This window comes from Vibrio barjaei (assembly GCF_001639065.2).
GTDB classification, from domain to species: domain Bacteria; phylum Pseudomonadota; class Gammaproteobacteria; order Enterobacterales; family Vibrionaceae; genus Vibrio; species Vibrio barjaei.
The window spans coordinates 103,972-120,614 of the sequence record NZ_LQXO02000042.1; the positions used below are offsets into that span (position 1 = coordinate 103,972).

Sequence of the window (16,643 nt, forward strand, 5' to 3'; positions counted from 1 at the left end):
ACGTTGAGCAAGTTAAGTTCTAAGGACGCCTTTACCACGCATTGATGACAGCATAAAGTTAAGCACCAATGCCAACACCAATAGGACGATTCCTAAGGCGACGCCTTGTGCGAAAGCACCTTTGTGGCTCTCCATAGCAATGGCTGTAGGGATATTTCTGGTTAGGCCCATTATATTACCACCGACCATCATTGAGCAGCCCACTTCGGTGACGATTCGAGAGAAACCAGCAATCACAGCGGCCATTAACGGAAAACGCGACTCCCAAATGAGCGTCATGAGCGTTCTAAAACGTGAAACACCTAGTGTTACAGAGGTTTCCATTGCTCTTCGGTCAGTACTTTGCAAAGCCCCATGCATCATCGACACCAAAACTGGAAAACAGATCAATATTTGACCCACAATCATGGCGCGTTGTGTAAACAGCATTTCCCAGTCACCCAAAGGTCCCGAGCGTGATAGCAGCATATACAAAAGCAATCCAATCACAACGGTTGGAATCGCTTGCATGGTGTTGACCAATGAAAGCAGAAACCATTTTCCGGGAAAGTTACTGTAAGCTAAAAAATAGGAGGCAATAATGGCGGGCAAAACAACCAGTGACACGGCGGATATAGAGACGCTAAACGACACGGCTACGATACGCCATAGATCTTTGTCTAGACTAAATAGGAGGCTTAACGCCTCCATAGTGGTTTCGGTGATGCTCATTAACTGTTCGTTTTCTTCGCGTCAGCCACGAACAATTGTTCGCCCATTTTACGATAGCTATTGATCATAGATTGTCCCTTATCTGATACCAACCAGTCACTCAGTACGCGAGCGCCTTTGGTATTAAGAGTAGGGTAACGCTCTGGGTTTACAATAATGACTTGGTACGGATTGAAGAGCTGCTTGTCACCTTGGAACAAAATTTCAAGGTCGAGCTTAGCTTGGTAAGCAAGCCACGTCCCTCTGTCTGTCATCGTATAGCCTTGCATTTCTGAGGCCATATTAAGTGTTGGTCCCATACCTTGGCCTACAGAACGATAGCCGCCGAAGTTAGGCTCAATCTTAGTTTGTTTCCAGATTTGCAGCTCTTTTTTGTGAGTACCAGAGTCATCACCTCGAGAGACAAAAATGGCGTTAGTTTTAGCGATGTGTGAGAACACTTCTTCTATAGTTTTCTGATCGTGTACGTCAGCGCTGTCTTTCTCTGGTCCTACGATTACAAAATCGTTATACATTACGCTACGTGGTTCTATACCATAGCCCGCATCGACAAAGTTCTGTTCCGCTCTAGGAGCGTGTGTCATAACGACATCAACATCACCATTTTCTCCCATTTTCAGAGATTTACCTGTACCAGCTGCAATAATATCAACTTGATAGCCAGTATCAGTGGTAAATTCTGGGAGTAGGTAGTCGAGAAGACCGGAATGGTAGGTACTGGTTGTAGTTGCGAGGCGGATGCGAGATTGGTCGGTATCTGTACTATCTGCATAAGCCGTTGCAGATAGTGCCGCTAGAGACACAGCAGAAACCATTAATCTTGAGAATGTCATAATATTGTCCATTTTGGTTATTTTTATCATTAGTCTACGTAAACGCATGACAGCTTGGTGAAGAACAACGCCACCAGCATAATTCATACACTAGGTACCCTTCGTCATGCGTATGGTACCTATTCCTATACGCGTGCTACCTTTAAGCAAAGACAATGCCATAATTTCCTTAGAAAAAAAGCGGCAAAGTGCGACATTTTGCTAATATTTCTCGCAGTTAAACTACAATTAGTTTGAGCTGGGACAAAATGTCGCAATTTAACCCATGATGTTTTGTAGCAGATTGGTACACTCTGTCTCAAACAGGAACGAATACATATATTTATGACTTTTTTTCAAACCTCCGAAATTACCAACCAACTGACGTCTCCATATCTCGCTTTCTCTGTACTTGTCGTTGATGATGAAGTCGGTATGCAAGCCATTCTTAAAAAAGCACTGAGTAAAGGGTTTGGACAAGTCGACACTGCAGGAAGTGTTGAAGAAGCCGAACAGCTTAGGATCAACCACCACTATGATCTGATCATTTTGGATATCAACTTACCTGGCAGGTCTGGTATTGAGTGGGAAGAAGCGTTTAACGACTTAGATCGTAAAGCCGACGTGATATTTATGACAGGTTACGCTGACTTGGAGGTCGCAATCAGTGCTTTAAAACTAGGAGCGTCTGATTTTATCTTAAAGCCCTTCAACCTAGACCAAATGCTACAAGCCGTTAAACGCTGTATGGATAAGCGACTGGCTGAAAGAATCAATGTTGCTTTGAGTCATGATATTAGCCGACGTGTTAGTAAAGAAATTATCGGCCTTTCTGAAAAGACCAAGAACTTAAAACAGCTCATCGGTCAATTTGCGCCATCTAGAGCGTCGGTGTTGATAGAAGGAGAGTCGGGAACAGGCAAAGAATTGGTCGCGAGAGGTATTCATACGGCCAGTAAACGACAAGGGCCATTTGTTGCTGTAAATTGCGGTGCACTAGCTCCAGAACTCTTGGAAAGTGAATTGTTTGGCCACGCCGCAGGTGCTTTTACTGGTGCTAAGAAGAATCGAGAAGGGCTTTTCCGGGTTGCCAGTGGGGGAACATTATTTTTAGACGAAATAGGTGAAATGCCCCTGGCGATGCAAGCGTCTTTACTGCGTGTACTTGAGCAGAGAACGGTTAGACCTGTGGGTACAGAAAAAGAGATCAGTATTGATGTTAGAGTCGTTGCCGCAACTAATCGCAACCTACAAGAAGAGGTCGATCAAGGGAAGTTTCGGCAGGATCTTTACTACCGGTTAAATGTTTTGAAAATAGAAGTGCCAGCGTTAAGAGAACGCCTTGCCGACTTATCAGACTTGGTACCTTTCTTTACTCGGGCGCTTGCCAAAGAACTGGGTGTTCCAGAGCCCAAATGGGCTCATGAGGATATGCACTCCATGCAAGATTACGATTGGCCGGGCAATGTGCGTGAACTCAAGAACTTGTTAGAACGCTGCATTCTTCTCAATAAACCGCCAGCTCACTACTTCAATGAGTTAAAAGGAGCTCCGGTTAACACTTCTATCACCATGTCTGTTAACGATTTGACCACAATGCCCGCGAATTCGGCGATTCAAGATGGCCAGTTTGGTTATCCTAACTCTTGGTCTCTAAAAGATGTCGAAAAATCTCATATTCAGCAGGTGGTAGAAGCGCATTCCGGCAATAAATCGGCAGCGTCGCGAGATCTAGGTGTAGCACGTAAGACATTAGAACGTAAATACAAAGAGTGGGACGAAGGCTGCGCAGATGAATAGATTGATGCGCCTTTGGAATAAATGGCGCTACAGAACCAAATCAATGGTTCGATACCGTCTGTTGTTTTTAACGTCAGCGCCTATTTTCCTCACCCTGATCGCGTTATTTGGTATAACGGCTTACTGGTCCATTCACTATACATGGCAGAGTGCGCTGATTGACGTATCTGAACGCTTAAGCATCGTTGGCGACAAAATCGATAGCTTGCAAGATGAACAATACGACCACATCCAAGCCTTCTCGGAATCGTATGAGTTTCGGACTCGTTTAACTCATATTCAAACCAATAACGAATTTGATGTGTGGGTAAGTTCTCAACGTGAGCGTTATCAACTGGATTTCTTGCGTTGGATGCCTGCTAACAAGATTAGTCAATCCGGATACCGAAAAATGGCACAGCAACGCTCTTTCTTTGATGTGCTGTCGAGAGCTGCAGCTTTTGAGATGGAACCGTCACTGGCGGAACATTCAGAGGTTTGGCAACAAGAAAACCACGTGCTTGAGGAACGCTCTCTGGTCAGCCGCTCAATCATCGCTGTATTTGATGACAACAGTCACTTACTTGGCTATTTGGATGGCGGCGTCTTAATGAACAACAATTTGGCACTGGTGGACCGTATTCGCGACACCATTTATCCAGTGAGTAACCGTGAACGTCATATACAAGGAACGGTGACCTTATTCCTTGATGATTTACGAATTGCGACCAATGTACCGATGGACGAGTCATACACCGGTAGGCGGGCACTTGGTACCTTAGTGTCTGAAGAAGTTAGCAATGCCGTGTTAGTAAAGGGTGAGAGTTGGATAGATAAAGCGTACGTTTACGATACGTGGTACATCGCTGGCTACAAGCCGATTCGCGATATCGATAACAACATTGTGGGCATTGCCTATACTGGCTATTTAGTTTGGCCTTTAATTAAAACTTATATCACTAACATCGGTGAGGTGAGTGTCATCATCATCGGCTTACTTTTGGCTTCTGGCTTTATTGTTTATCGCGGTGCTCGGGATCTATTTAGACCCATTGAACAGATTCATCGTGTGGTAAAAATGGTTCAGTTAGGCAAAGATGAAGAACGTATTGGTGCGTTAGGGCTGGATGATAAACACGAGCTAAGTCAACTCGCTAAGCAGTTTGACAACATGCTTAATCAACTACAGTTCCGTAATGAGCAGATTCAAGAAGCAGCTCATGAACTTGAAGGTAAAGTGCATTCTCGTACCGCCAGCCTAAAAGAGAAAACGGAGCAGCTTGAGTTACATATCAAGCTGTTAAATCAAACTCGAAATAAACTTGTTACCAATGAAAAACTGGCCGCCTTAGGGGAGCTAACTGCGGGCATTGCCCATGAGATTAACAACCCTACAGCAGTTATTTTGGGCAACGTTGAGCTTATGCGTTTCGAATTGGGATCCGATGTATCTCGTGTTGAAGAAGAAATTGATGTCATATTGGCGCAAATCGATCGCATTCGAAACATTACTCGAAGTCTGCTTCAATACAGTCGCCAAGGCGGTGTGCAAGATGAAGTCACATGGCAGCACGTGAATCCAATTGTGGATGAAAGCGTCACATTGGTAAGAACTGGAGCGAAGAAACGCGACGTTGAATTCATCGTCGACCTTAATGCGAAAACGCCAGTCGAAGTGAATAGACATCAACTTCTGCAAATACTGGTCAACCTGCAAATGAATGCCATTCATGCTATGCAAGGTAAGGGGCGTTTAACCGTCTTAACAGAAGATTGGGTAGAAGGAGGACAAAGCATAGGCTCACTGATTCATGTTATAGACGAAGGCTGCGGCATTTCTGATGCCAATATCAAACGAATTTTCGATCCGTTTTTTACCACTAAGCGAGATGGTACTGGATTAGGTCTTTCTGTATCTCAGAGTATTCTGAGCCAAACGGGAGGTGAGATCCGTGTGAAGTCTAAGCTTGGTGAGGGTAGCCAGTTTACACTTTATTTACCGCAAAAAGCGGATCATCATTTACTGGTTAGCGCATAACGAAAGAAATTCGAATGAAGTATACAGAGCGTATTGCCACTAAGGATGACTACGACTTTCTATATCTTTTGAAAAAACGAGCAGAATATCAAGCCGTTCATACCGTCTTTGGCTGGCACGAGCCCTTGCAGCAGGAATTGCATCGCCAAGAGTGGCAGCAGGCTAGGCCGATGGTTATTGAAGTGCAAGGTGAAAGGGTTGGCTGTTACTTATTCCAAAACAAAGAAGTCGATTGTTACTTAGGGCGTTTCTTTCTATTGCCGGAATTTCAAGGCTTAGGGATTGGTTCCCAGATTCTACGTTCTTGCATCAAAAGGGCGAAATCTAAGCCACTCACCCTATGCCACTTGCAAGGAAATAAAGTTCATCATCTGTATAAACGTCATTCTTTCACTACCCTTAGAGAGGATGAGCACTTTGTCTATATGAAGAGGGAGCCAGATGAAATCAATGACTTGTAGACAACTTGGTGGAGCTTGCGATTTGGTGTTTGAAGCAGAAACATTTGAACAAATTGCTGAATTAAGTAAGCAGCACGGGATGGAAATGTATCAGAAACAAGAGCCAGCACACCTTGATGCAATGAATAAGATTCAAGCAATGATGCAAAATCCTGAGGAAATGAAAGCGTGGTATGAAGAAAAGAAACGTGAGTTTGACGCTTTGTAATATGAGATAAGCTCGTGGTTATTCACAATAGATATCTCGATGTATATCGAGATATCATTGCAAACAGTCAATGTTGATGTGGCTACATACAGATAGCGACAGTTCCAGCAACCATTAAAGTGATAATGGCATACCACACAAATTGTGTTTTTTGATCCGCTACATTGATTCGAATGTAGTTAATTTCGTCTTTTGCCATTGCTTCGAAGTCACTAAAACTTACTTGAAAGTCACGACTTGCATTTACGACGTCGTTTTGTAATTTGTTAAACGTCGCTTCAATAAAATTTTTTGCTGCTCCCAGTGGTGCAGAAGAAAGTGCCATGCGGTCCCATACCGCCATTCTTGATTCGAACTCACTGTCACTAACACAGTTGAGCTTTAATAAATCATGTTCACGCTTGATGCGTTCTTTACCCATTTTATCGTAATTCAGATTCTGAAATTTGTTCACGACAATTACTCCAAAGGTTTCAGAGAGGCAGTACGCGTTGTCACGCCTACTACCGTAACTGCTCGGAATAGTAGATAGGTCGTTGTGGCACATCAACTTGCAGTTTTTATCTAAACGACAAATTTCATTTACTTAGTATTGTCGTTCGGACGTTGTTAGCTTGATCTGACGGCGATTTGTGGTGGGTTAATACCGTGCTTTTTGAACTCTTCCATAACTCTCAGGGTAATATCAGTTTCAAACAGTTTCTCATAGGCGGTATCAACAACATACGCCTTACAGGTCAGTTGAATCGCTAGATAATTGTCTGTGATGGTCTGTTTCACTAGCACGGTAACAGGTTTAGGCAGATGAATATAACGACTTGAGGAAGCCGCTTCTTGAATCAAGTTTCTCGCCAAGACAATATCTTCATTCATTCCGATATAGAACGGAATCACAACTTGCATGTCGAGTGCACCGTAGTTTCCACTCACCGTGACCTCATTAAGGAATTTATTGTTTGGGATGGTAATGATGTCGTCATTTAAGGTTCTCATGCGCACAGAACGCAGCCCTATGGTCAAAATATCACCATAATTACCTTCGAATGTGACACGGTCACCCACTTGGAATGGTCGGTCAATCATCACAGTTAAGCCTGCGATAAAGGAGGCGGCAAGGTCTTTCATAGCGAAACCTACTGAGACTGCAAGCGTGCCACCAATGAGAGCAAGGATATGGTCGTTGATTCTAAAGCTCAACATGAATACCACGATACCAGCGGTCATGTAGATGAAGAACTGCAAGAAGGACTGTAGCTTTTGCAAAAGCATTCGATATTGCACGAACTGACTTCCGATGCTGTCCACCAAGGAGTTCATAAACTTAATCAGTAACCAAGTTGCCATAATGATGATGACACTTAGAACGACACCAGACCAACGAATCAAGGTGGCAAATTGAGTAATACTGTCCACAGAGGCGATTTCTTCGTTGGCAAAGCTAACAGAAGGCAGTAATAACAAAACAATAATGTAGATAAGCTGTTTCATGTTACCTCCTACTTAACCAGCAAGTGTTGGCGATCCAACACATTAGTAATATGCCTAAACCAGTGGTCTGAAATACGCGCCTTATCTTCTTTCCATTCAATGTAACCTCGACTTTGAAAATAGCGCAATGTCCCAATGACTTCAGAGATCGTAAGTTGCGTGCAATCTGAGACATCTTCGGGAGAAGCTGCTTCTAATTGAACGATTGAACGTAGAATTGCCAACATAGGTTTTGGCATTTTATCGAGTTCTTCAGACTCTGGTGCATGAAACAGACGGACAACCACTGCATCGGTATCTTTATTACGTCGCAGTGAAAATCTAAAGAAGCGCAGTGCAACGGTGGGATTGCCATCAGAATAGTGCCACAGGATACGGTAGAAGCCTTGCCTTGCACGATCCTCTTCAGATTCACTGTCGTTGTCCCACTGTTTAGGCACAACCAATCCTTCAAAACCAACTTTGTTGTCGTTGCCTTGGTTAATCCGGCTATCCAGCAGCGCTCCTATTTGATCTTCGGTCCATTTAGGAAGGAACGCCACCCAGTCAAATAATAGGCGTTCACCGCGAGCTCTATCAACAAATCGCCAGCTGGCTTTCTCTATAGAAAACACCGCTCTGTGGCTTTGCTTTGAACGGCGCAGTAGGTTAGTAAATCGAATCAAATCGTTTAGTCCACCGACTTTAGGTTTAACTAGCCTTTGGCAGTTATCAATAGCAATTAGGTAATTGGTGTTGCTCTTACGCAAATGACTGAGGATTTTCATTTCACTTGCGTCTTCCTCTAGGCCAATACTGACTGCAAAGTGCACCAACAGTTGGTTGTACCCGGCTAGGGGACAATTGACGTAAACGGGTTCAGCATTTTTCACTTTATGTAGCAGCTGTTTTAATAGTCTAGTTGCACCAATCCCACGTTCACCAGTGACAACGCAGATTGCTGGACTATTGGTTAGCAGGTATTTTGATAGCTGCTGGAAATCATCTTTGGCGTACTCCACTAAAGGACTGAAGTCATCGCCAGGTAGTACATAATCAAAAGCAGCGTCGCCTTTTACTCGCACTAAATTATTGTCTGCGCTGCTACCGGTTTGTTTCGCCACCTCAATTTTGAACAGATAAGTAAGGCCTTGATTAAAGACGGTATATTGCGACAACAATCCAATAAGACGGTTTTTAAGATGGTGTAGGGCAATCCATAAGGTCGCGATAGACGTTGCGACCAAACCAATGATGAATAGGTCTTTCTTAGTTGTTGCCCAAGTAACCCATAACGGCTTCTCGGGAATCTTTTCTAGTGAGTGAAAAACCGTATCTTTCCACATGACTATTACGGTTAGGGTGATTAGCGCAAACCAGAATGAGAATAAGCTTGATATCCAGTAATAAATCGTACCCTTGCCAAGGGTCTGTGCTGCTATCTGAAGAACAAGACCTGCAACGATAAAGCTCCAAACGTAACGCCTTACAGTTGAGAGTCTATGTGCCACTATGGCCTTGCTGGTTGCGAAACTATTACGGTGAACGAATTCCAAAATGAATGAAATCGCAATAGATCCGCCAAGTATCCACCACGTAAACAACTCCAAATACGACAGTTGAGATAACGCCTCGATACTACTAAGTACGCGTAGCGAGACAGTAATAGCAATCAGCCAAGCAATTGCAACACTCGCTCGACCAAGATACCAAATAAACCGAACCCATATAGGTGGTTTCCCAACAGCGGAGGCAACATGTGATTTAAGTTGATCAAATAAGCGCCGTTGATTAGCCAACCACCACATTAAGATGCAATATATAAAGAAGACTTTTATTCCAACCCAAATGACCGGCACTGGGGAGATAAATATCTCCTTCACCAAGGTTTTTAAGCTCCTTAATTGGAAGAAAATAAAGTATTCAGCATTTAACGTGGATATACGTAGTTCTTGTTTAAACTGAGTCACACCATCTGGACCAAACCCAGTAAGCTGATCAAATGTCTTGTCCGAGGCCAGTTCTAGCAACCTCTGTTTACTGTGACTCAAGCTGTTAAGAGTGAGGTACTGTGTTTCAACGTTAAACCAATGTTCGTCAGTCACATCATCGCGAAATACCGCAAGTGCTTCATCGTAAGACAAGATTTCACGGTCTTGTTGATCTAACGTATAAGCGAGTAGACGTCTTACCTTATTGTTGTCTTGAGGCGTTAAGAATAACTTCGCAGGTAACGCGGCGATTTCAGTAGCCAGTGATTGGGCGTCTTCAGAGGGGACAGGATTATCGTCATCTTGGTAATCCCATCGTGCAGAGGCTGGAAAGCTAAGGCAAAGCGTTAACACTGCTATCCAGAGAGATTTATTGATCATTATTAGCACACCACTGTTCGTAACTAGTTGTAACTATTTAAATTCTTAATTTAGTGTAGTTAGCGTCGCCACACTCTGCACGTGACAGCCAATAAAAAGATAGAGAATATTGCTTCACAGCTAAAAAGATGCACGTCGAGTCACCAGAATCCTACGCATCATTAGGGCGGGAATGCAGTTGTCACTTGCATCTGAAGGCAAGAGACTGTAGGGTTGCGCAGTTTTGTTTAATCTCAAAGGTAACGCTTGTGCTATCAACCGCAAATATCACTCAACAGTTTGGTGCTAAACCACTGTTTGAAAACATTTCTATCAAGTTTGGCGAAGGTAACCGTTATGGTCTGATCGGCGCGAATGGCTGTGGTAAGTCTACATTCATGAAAATCTTGAGCGGCGAGTTGGAGCCAACAAGCGGTAACGTTTCTTACGACCCTAACGAGCGAGTAGCAAAACTAAACCAGGATCAATTCGCCTATGAAGAGTTCACGGTTGTAGACACTGTTATTATGGGTCACAAAGAACTTTGGGCCATCAAGCAAGAACGTGACCGTATTTATTCTTTAGCTGAAATGAGCGAAGAAGATGGGATGAAAGTTGCGGACCTTGAAGTTCAGTTTGCTGAGCTTGATGGTTATATGGCGGAAGCAAAAGCAGGAGAACTGCTACTTGCGGTTGGTATTCCTGAAGAACAACACTTTGGATTAATGAGTGAAGTTGCTCCAGGTTGGAAGCTGCGTGTTCTATTGGCGCAAGTGCTGTTTGCAGACCCGCACATCATGCTACTTGATGAACCAACCAACAACTTGGATATGGATACGATTCGTTGGCTAGAGCAGGTACTTAACCAACGTAATTGCACCATGATTATCATTTCGCACGACCGTCACTTCTTAAACAGCGTGTGTACACATATGGCTGATTTGGATTACGGTGAGTTACGTGTTTATCCGGGTAACTATGATGAATACATGTTTGCTGCTACACAAGCTCGTGAACGTCTGTTAGCTGATAACGCTAAGAAGAAAGCACAAATTGCTGATTTACAAACGTTTGTTTCTCGTTTCTCAGCTAACGCATCGAAAGCGAAGCAAGCAACTTCTCGTGCTAAGCAAATCGATAAGATTCAGTTAGAAGAAGTGAAAGCGTCAAGCCGTCAAAACCCATTTATCCGCTTTGATCAAGAAAAAGAGCTGTTCAGAAATGCTTTGAACGTGGAAAACCTATCTAATGGTTTTGAAGAGGTATTGTGGTCTGACTTTAACGCTATCTTTGAAGTTGGCGAGCGTGTTGCAATCATCGGTGAGAATGGTGTAGGTAAAACAACGCTACTTAATACATTAGCCGGTGAACTTGAACCGAAAACGGGTGAGTTTAAATGGTCAGAAAATGCCAATATCGGTTACTACGCCCAAGACCATGCTCATGATTTTGAAGAAGACATGAACCTGACTGATTGGATGGGGCAGTGGCGCCAAGAAGGCGATGATGAACAAGTGGTACGTAGTTTCTTAGGACGTATGTTGTTTGGCCAGGATGACATTAAAAAATCAGTCAAAGTACTGTCTGGTGGTGAGCAAGGTCGTATGTTACTCGGTAAACTTATGATGCATAAGCCAAACATGCTTCTGATGGATGAACCAACTAACCATATGGATATGGAGTCTATCGAGTCATTGAACTTAGCATTAGAAAACTATAAAGGTACGCTGTTTTTCGTATCACATGACCGTCAGTTTGTATCGTCAATCGCGACACGCATTCTCGAAATCAAAGACAACAAGATCTCGGATTTCAAAGGCACATACGAAGAGTTCTTGAAAGCTCGCGGTGTTTAATCATCTAGAGTATTGGCCTCAGAGTCGCTATTCCTAAGTAAAACAGGAACCTCTTATAGCGACATTCGAACCAAACAAAAAGGAGTCCTAGGACTCCTTTTTTAATATCTCAAGCAACTATTATGCTTGCTCACCTTTCACATCAAACTCAATCTTCTCCGCCCCAGTAAACACTTGGAAGCGTAATCCCTTGGCTCGAGCAATGGTGGTAATACCAAATTGTTTAGCAAGGTCTAAGCCCATTTGAGTTACGCCAGAGCGAGATAACAGGACTGGAATACCCATCTGTGCCACTTTGATAACCATCTCTGAGGTCAAACGTCCTGTGGTGTAGAAAATCTTGTCCTCACCAGTTTCTTGATTAATCCACATTTCACCAGCGAGTGTGTCTACGGCATTGTGTCGACCAACATCTTCAACGAAAGACAGTACTTTATCTTGTTGGCAGATAGCACATCCGTGAACGGCCCCCGCTTTTTTGTAGGTGTCGTTGTAGTGCGTTAGTGCTTCTAAAGTCGCATAGATTTGTGACTGTTTTAGAGGCGTTTGCGGAACTTGATAACCTTCGAGCTGTTTCATCACATTGCCGTACATTGTGCCTTGACCACAACCTGAAGTGACGGTTTTTTTCTTCAACGCTTCGTCGAGGAAGTCGGTATTTTCTTTGGTAATGACGGCAGCAGAGTGAGTTTCCCAGTCGATTATCAGTGATTCAATGGCATCAGGGTCCGACAAGAAACCTTGGTTTTTCAGATACCCCAGGACTAATGAGTCTGGTCTTGAGCCAAGAGTCATAAGAGTGACGATCTCTTTCCAGTTCAACATAACGGTAAGAGGTCGTTCACAGGCAATCTGTTTGGTTAGCTTTTCTCCATATTCGTCATAGACATCGACTTCAATGGTCTGTAGGGGATTTTCGCTTGTTCTAATAATGTTGGGTTTAACCACGCGTTTATCCTTTTTGTTGGTCGCTAGCATGAGGCTATTGGCTTGATTATTGCTAAGATTGATTAAGTAAGCAAATACCAAACGCTAAAATTAGGGACATGAAATGCATCCAGAATCACCTGAATCCATTCCTAACCAAGATTCTTTGGTAGACGGTCTGATTGTCGAGAAAAACGAGCATCAATGGCCGCTACAAATCGATCTTTCCATCGTTGAAAAACAAGTGGGTCGCTGGACGACAACACAGCGAGAACTCGATGGATTTAAATTAGAAGTTACGGATATCAGCAAGCCTCATGCCACTTTGGAGCTTTATCGCGACGAGCGTACTGATTACCGATTTAACTTGAGCTCGCAAAATCCAATGTTGTTCGTTGTTTTAGATTCACATGAGGAAACCAGTTTAACGCCAATTATGGTTACGGCTTCACAGGCAGTTGCTGGCTCATTTATGGACGGCGACTATCTTGTGTTGTCAAAACCAATACCATTACCCATTCAAGCTTGGATGGAAGCTTTCATAGGTCGTCATGGAGAGTTATTGGAAGTGAGACGTAAAAAGCGTAAAGGAGCGGGGCGTTCAAGTGGCCAGTAGTTTTCTATCACGTTGGTCGCAGCGTAAGCTCGACGAGAATAAAGACGAATTAGAGCTCGACGCATTGCCAGAAAGCAATGAAGTTGATGCGGTCTCTGAGGGTAACGCAGAGTCAGAAGTTGAGCGAGAGCAAGCAGAACATGAAGAGTGCAGTTCGGAAGGTGAAAAGTCGCTCGATTCTGAGGTTCCTGAGAAACCCGAAGAGCTTTCAGTCTCTCAATTACTGGCTAATCCAGAGGTAGATAAAGCTGTCAAAAAGGCAGCACTGCGTAAGATGTTCATGAGTCCTGAATATAATGTTGTAGATGGACTCAACGATTACGACCATGATTATTCAGCGGTAAAACCGTTGGCGTCTGATGTGGCTGAAACATTGCGTGGCTGGATAAAAAATGTGGCGGATGAGACAGAGTCTGAAGAGCCAGTTGCTTCAGTTCAACCTGAACAAGACGACAAAGACATCGAAGCTCTACACACAGAAACTGAAGGGCAGGATGATATAGAGAAGTCTGAGGCGGATGCAGATTATTTCGACAACCAAGGTTTTGATGACCACGAACCAAATGACAAGACTTCGTAATCAATTGATTATGAGACAAAATTTACCACACAAAATATAGGTACATTTTGTCTCATAATATTTTCTCACCAAATGAGACATTTTGTCTCACGCGACATTTCTCCCTAATTTTCCCAATGGTATTTAAGCTAATTTACTAATAAATCAGTAAATTTGGCTTTTGTACGAGTTGGAACAGATATTGCAAACAATGACATATGGTTCATATAAAACCAATAGCTATGGAGCGTCAAGACTCCTGCACTGGAAGCAAGCAATGATAAAACAACTATTACAACAATCGACGACTCAAAATGGGCGCGCCAGAAGTTTCGCGTTTGAAAATACCGTTGAATTGTCGAATCTCATACCACCCACTGTGAGTTATGAAAGTCACGGTGATACATTAATCGTTGGTCCTACTGCCATCATAACAAGTACCGCTGAGCAGCTGTCTACTATGCATTCAGTCACTTTGTTATCGACAGATGGAGAACCATCGGACAACGGTAATCTCTATTACGCCGACAGTATCGAAATTTCCGGGTTTCTCGGAACCTTCAGTGTCCACATTCAAAATAATCAATCAGCGGTTAATCTTGCTGAAGTCTCTATTGGCCGTGATGTGTTTGATGTGGTTCTGGACTTATCTCTGAATGGCTGTATGTCGGAAGAAGTGCCTGTCCCGGGTTATTATCCAGTGGGGCGCGGGTATCCTAAACTTGCTGATGCTCTGGAGGAAATACCAGGGCTAATGGGCACATTTGATAAGCCAAAGTTCTTTCGACTTAATACGGATTTGTGCGCGCATAGCTCTCGAGGCATTAAAGGCTGCGAGCGTTGCGTGAATGCATGTCCAGCAGGTGCATTAAGTAGTGAAGGTAATGATAAGATCGGCCATAAGATCGAAATTAACCCTTACCTATGCCAAGGCGTTGGAACTTGTGCAACCGCTTGTCCAACCGAAGCCATTCACTATGCGCTGCCAACCCCTCAGGAGACGCAGAAGTTTATCGAACGAACGCTTGCTAACTACCATAGCCAAGGTGGTGAAAAAGCGATTGTCCTTATCTGCAGCTCTCGCCACGAGTCCTACAACGTTATGGCCTTGAATGTCCTTCCAGACAATGTAATTCCCGTTGTTGTCGAAGAATTACCTTCTGTGGGTATCGATACTTGGTTTGCAGCCTTGGTAAATGGCGCAACACAAGTGTTGTTTGCTGCTAGTAAGCATATGCCGGAAACGATTCAAACGGTGTTAAATCGCGAAGTGGGTATGGCTCAGCAACTGCTTGATAGTTTGGGTTTGGCCCGTGAAACCATCGACATTCTTTATCTTGAGTCTTTAAGAGAAGGGCTTCCGACTCTTACCGAAGAAGATCTTGGTCTTAGACTCGGTGATATTCAAGGTGATAAAAGGGCGCGTTTGTACCACGCTCTTGATGCCTTAGTAGAACAGCGCCAAGTCGAACAGAGCATCTTGCCACTACCAACGACCGCACCATACGGCACTGTAGAGTGTGCCACAGACAAATGTACGTTATGTATGGCCTGTGTGGCCGTGTGCCCAACAAAAGCATTACACAACGATGGTGATCGACCAGCCTTAGACTTTATAGAACAAGATTGTATTCAGTGTGGCATGTGTGAAAAAGCCTGTCCTGAATCTGCTCTGTCGTTGACCCAACGTATCAATTGGGACAGTGAATCCCGCCGCTCAGCTGTGGCGCTTCATGAAGAAAAAGCGGCCGAATGCCTGCGCTGCGGTAAACCATTTGCTCCTCAATCCATGATAACCATGCTACAAGATAAGTTACGCGGTCACTCGCATTTTGATAATGAAGAATCATTAAGACGTATCGCTATGTGTGAAGACTGCCGAGTGGTCGATGTGTTTGAAAGCATGGCAGAAAACCCATCTGAGCAACTGAAATACTAGGAAGAAATGTCAATGGATAACGAATACAACGAGCTTAGAAGTGACATTTATTTGCTTATCTCAACGCTTTGTCGTGGAGCACCAGAACGTGAAACGATCGATTTTCTATCGTCCTTAGAAATCGAAGTTGGGATCAATCAAATGACCGCGGCTTGGGAACTACTTTCTAAAGCCGCTCAAAAAGCTGAAGTCAGTGCTTTAGAAGATGAATATCAAGATTTGTTTATAGGAGTAGGAAGAGGTGAGGTTGTCCCTTTCGCCTCTTGGCACCTGACAGGTTCTTTGATGGAGAAGCCTTTAGCACTAATTAGACACGACCTCAATCAACTGGGTTTGGAGCGAGATGAATCCGTCAAAGAGCCGGAAGATCATATCTCAGCAATCAGTGAAGTGATGGCGTATTTGATCAGTCAAAACCAAGAAGAGCAAGCGAAGACGTTTTTCAATAAGCACCTTTCTCCTTGGTATCAAGATTTGTGTAGACAGATAGATTGCGCAAAAAGTGCGCAGTTTTACCGAGCTGTTTCTACACTTATGGAAGCGTTTTTCGATGTGGAGCAGGTGAAATATGCTGAAAGCATAAGCTCTACGCAGACGAAAATGAAGATAGACGTTAAGAACATAACCACGAAGTAATGTCCGCGAACTAGAGATGCCATCTCACGGATAGGCATCCACTCAGGGAGCAATATATGAGCAAAGCAAAACAAAACGGCGAACAGCCACAACTTAATGAAGGTCGCAGAAATCTCTTAAAGGGATTGACAACAGCGGCTGTAGCCGGAGCCGTAATTTCTGGCACTGCGAAAGCAGCAACAAATACTGAACTTGTTGATGTTAAGCAGGATGACCAAAACAAAAGTGGTTATCGTGAAACGCAACACGTCAAAGACTATTACGACACACTCTAGGAGCTTCT

The 16,643-nt window shown here is 43.7% G+C and carries 16 protein-coding genes; 10 read left to right on the forward strand and 6 right to left on the reverse strand.

The genetic code is table 11. From position 1 onward, the window contains the following. Nucleotides 1–12: 12 nt before the first annotated feature. Together AWH66_RS18910 and AWH66_RS18915 are read right to left on the reverse strand one after the other, a co-directional pair. Entirely contained in the window at nucleotides 13–711 is a 699-nt protein-coding gene (locus AWH66_RS18910) for an ABC transporter permease (protein ID WP_063606702.1), read from the reverse strand. Next, nucleotides 711–1,544 carry an ABC transporter substrate-binding protein gene (locus AWH66_RS18915; RefSeq protein ID WP_268680794.1) on the reverse strand — a complete coding sequence of 278 codons (834 nt, stop codon included), beginning with the start codon at nucleotides 1,542–1,544 and terminating at the stop codon, nucleotides 711–713. The genes AWH66_RS18910 and AWH66_RS18915 overlap by 1 nt, the downstream gene beginning before the upstream one ends. A 324-nt stretch (nucleotides 1,545–1,868) precedes the next feature. On the opposite strand from AWH66_RS18915, the gene AWH66_RS18920 reads away from it, so the two are divergent. From AWH66_RS18920 to AWH66_RS18935, 4 genes are read left to right on the forward strand one after another with little or no spacing between them, the layout of a single operon-like run. Next, complete coding sequence (locus AWH66_RS18920; RefSeq protein WP_063606701.1) at nucleotides 1,869–3,323, forward strand: sigma-54-dependent transcriptional regulator; 1,455 nt, start codon at nucleotides 1,869–1,871, stop codon at nucleotides 3,321–3,323. After that, nucleotides 3,316–5,340, forward strand: coding sequence for a sensor histidine kinase (locus AWH66_RS18925; protein WP_063606700.1), 2,025 nt, complete (start codon nucleotides 3,316–3,318; stop codon nucleotides 5,338–5,340). The genes AWH66_RS18920 and AWH66_RS18925 overlap by 8 nt, the downstream gene beginning before the upstream one ends. Nucleotides 5,341–5,354: 14 nt before the next feature. Further along, nucleotides 5,355–5,801 carry a GNAT family N-acetyltransferase gene (locus tag AWH66_RS18930; protein WP_063606699.1) on the forward strand — a complete coding sequence of 149 codons (447 nt, stop codon included), beginning with the start codon at nucleotides 5,355–5,357 and terminating at the stop codon, nucleotides 5,799–5,801. After that, the gene (locus AWH66_RS18935) at nucleotides 5,791–6,009 is read left to right on the forward strand and encodes a DUF1059 domain-containing protein (RefSeq protein WP_240495639.1); all 219 of its coding nucleotides are present in this window, start codon (nucleotides 5,791–5,793) and stop codon (nucleotides 6,007–6,009) included. The genes AWH66_RS18930 and AWH66_RS18935 overlap by 11 nt, the downstream gene beginning before the upstream one ends. A gap of 82 nt (nucleotides 6,010–6,091) precedes the next feature. Here the strand turns inward: AWH66_RS18935 and AWH66_RS18940 are convergent, their stop codons facing one another. From AWH66_RS18940 to AWH66_RS18950, 3 genes are all read right to left on the reverse strand, one after another. Further along, a complete protein-coding gene (locus tag AWH66_RS18940) occupies nucleotides 6,092–6,463 on the reverse strand; it encodes a thiamine-phosphate diphosphorylase (RefSeq protein WP_240495640.1) in 372 nt (123 codons plus the stop codon). A gap of 155 nt (nucleotides 6,464–6,618) precedes the next feature. Then, nucleotides 6,619–7,497, reverse strand: a complete 879-nt coding sequence (locus tag AWH66_RS18945; protein WP_063606697.1) for a mechanosensitive ion channel family protein — start codon at nucleotides 7,495–7,497, stop codon at nucleotides 6,619–6,621. 8 nt (nucleotides 7,498–7,505) lie between these two features. Then, the gene (locus AWH66_RS18950; RefSeq protein WP_063606696.1) at nucleotides 7,506–9,848 is read right to left on the reverse strand and encodes an ATP-binding protein; all 2,343 of its coding nucleotides are present in this window, start codon (nucleotides 9,846–9,848) and stop codon (nucleotides 7,506–7,508) included. Nucleotides 9,849–10,096: 248 nt separating this feature from the next. Between AWH66_RS18950 and AWH66_RS18955 the strand changes: the two genes are divergently transcribed. Further along, nucleotides 10,097–11,683, forward strand: coding sequence for an ABC-F family ATPase (locus AWH66_RS18955; protein WP_038230565.1), 1,587 nt, complete (start codon nucleotides 10,097–10,099; stop codon nucleotides 11,681–11,683). A 120-nt stretch (nucleotides 11,684–11,803) separates the two neighbouring features. On the opposite strand, the gene AWH66_RS18960 is transcribed toward AWH66_RS18955, so the two are convergent. Beyond that, complete coding sequence (locus AWH66_RS18960; protein WP_038223221.1) at nucleotides 11,804–12,631, reverse strand: formate dehydrogenase accessory sulfurtransferase FdhD; 828 nt, start codon at nucleotides 12,629–12,631, stop codon at nucleotides 11,804–11,806. Between the two features lie 103 nt (nucleotides 12,632–12,734). Here AWH66_RS18960 and AWH66_RS18965 point away from each other — a divergent pair, with 103 nt between their 5' ends. The 5 genes from AWH66_RS18965 to AWH66_RS18985 all read left to right on the forward strand — a co-directional run bounded on the left by AWH66_RS18965 (nucleotide 12,735) and on the right by AWH66_RS18985 (nucleotide 16,635). Next, complete coding sequence (locus AWH66_RS18965; RefSeq protein ID WP_006075141.1) at nucleotides 12,735–13,226, forward strand: DUF3305 domain-containing protein; 492 nt, start codon at nucleotides 12,735–12,737, stop codon at nucleotides 13,224–13,226. Further along, nucleotides 13,216–13,806, forward strand: a complete 591-nt coding sequence (locus AWH66_RS18970) for a DUF3306 domain-containing protein (RefSeq protein ID WP_063606695.1) — start codon at nucleotides 13,216–13,218, stop codon at nucleotides 13,804–13,806. The genes AWH66_RS18965 and AWH66_RS18970 overlap by 11 nt, the downstream gene beginning before the upstream one ends. A 256-nt stretch (nucleotides 13,807–14,062) precedes the next feature. Beyond that, complete coding sequence (locus AWH66_RS18975) at nucleotides 14,063–15,724, forward strand: 4Fe-4S dicluster domain-containing protein (protein WP_063606694.1); 1,662 nt, start codon at nucleotides 14,063–14,065, stop codon at nucleotides 15,722–15,724. A gap of 12 nt (nucleotides 15,725–15,736) precedes the next feature. Next, complete coding sequence (locus tag AWH66_RS18980) at nucleotides 15,737–16,360, forward strand: TorD/DmsD family molecular chaperone (RefSeq protein WP_038230559.1); 624 nt, start codon at nucleotides 15,737–15,739, stop codon at nucleotides 16,358–16,360. Nucleotides 16,361–16,416: 56 nt separating this feature from the next. Then, nucleotides 16,417–16,635, forward strand: coding sequence for a transcriptional initiation protein Tat (locus AWH66_RS18985; RefSeq protein WP_063606693.1), 219 nt, complete (start codon nucleotides 16,417–16,419; stop codon nucleotides 16,633–16,635). The last annotated feature ends 8 nt before the right edge of the window (nucleotides 16,636–16,643 follow it).

What these genes read in the sequence shown, in the direction of transcription:
- AWH66_RS18910 (WP_063606702.1), bottom strand. Translation starts at nt 711, where the DNA reads ATGAGCATCACCGAAACCACTATGGAGGCGTTAAGCCTCCTATTTAGT.
- AWH66_RS18915 (WP_268680794.1), bottom strand. Translation starts at nt 1,544, where the DNA reads ATGACATTCTCAAGATTAATGGTTTCTGCTGTGTCTCTAGCGGCACTA.
- AWH66_RS18920 (WP_063606701.1), top strand. Translation starts at nt 1,869, where the DNA reads ATGACTTTTTTTCAAACCTCCGAAATTACCAACCAACTGACGTCTCCA.
- AWH66_RS18925 (WP_063606700.1), top strand. Translation starts at nt 3,316, where the DNA reads ATGAATAGATTGATGCGCCTTTGGAATAAATGGCGCTACAGAACCAAA.
- AWH66_RS18930 (WP_063606699.1), top strand. Translation starts at nt 5,355, where the DNA reads ATGAAGTATACAGAGCGTATTGCCACTAAGGATGACTACGACTTTCTA.
- AWH66_RS18935 (WP_240495639.1), top strand. Translation starts at nt 5,791, where the DNA reads ATGACTTGTAGACAACTTGGTGGAGCTTGCGATTTGGTGTTTGAAGCA.
- AWH66_RS18945 (WP_063606697.1), bottom strand. Translation starts at nt 7,497, where the DNA reads ATGAAACAGCTTATCTACATTATTGTTTTGTTATTACTGCCTTCTGTT.
- AWH66_RS18950 (WP_063606696.1), bottom strand. Translation starts at nt 9,848, where the DNA reads ATGATCAATAAATCTCTCTGGATAGCAGTGTTAACGCTTTGCCTTAGC.
- AWH66_RS18965 (WP_006075141.1), top strand. Translation starts at nt 12,735, where the DNA reads ATGCATCCAGAATCACCTGAATCCATTCCTAACCAAGATTCTTTGGTA.
- AWH66_RS18975 (WP_063606694.1), top strand. Translation starts at nt 14,063, where the DNA reads ATGATAAAACAACTATTACAACAATCGACGACTCAAAATGGGCGCGCC.
- AWH66_RS18980 (WP_038230559.1), top strand. Translation starts at nt 15,737, where the DNA reads ATGGATAACGAATACAACGAGCTTAGAAGTGACATTTATTTGCTTATC.
- AWH66_RS18985 (WP_063606693.1), top strand. Translation starts at nt 16,417, where the DNA reads ATGAGCAAAGCAAAACAAAACGGCGAACAGCCACAACTTAATGAAGGT.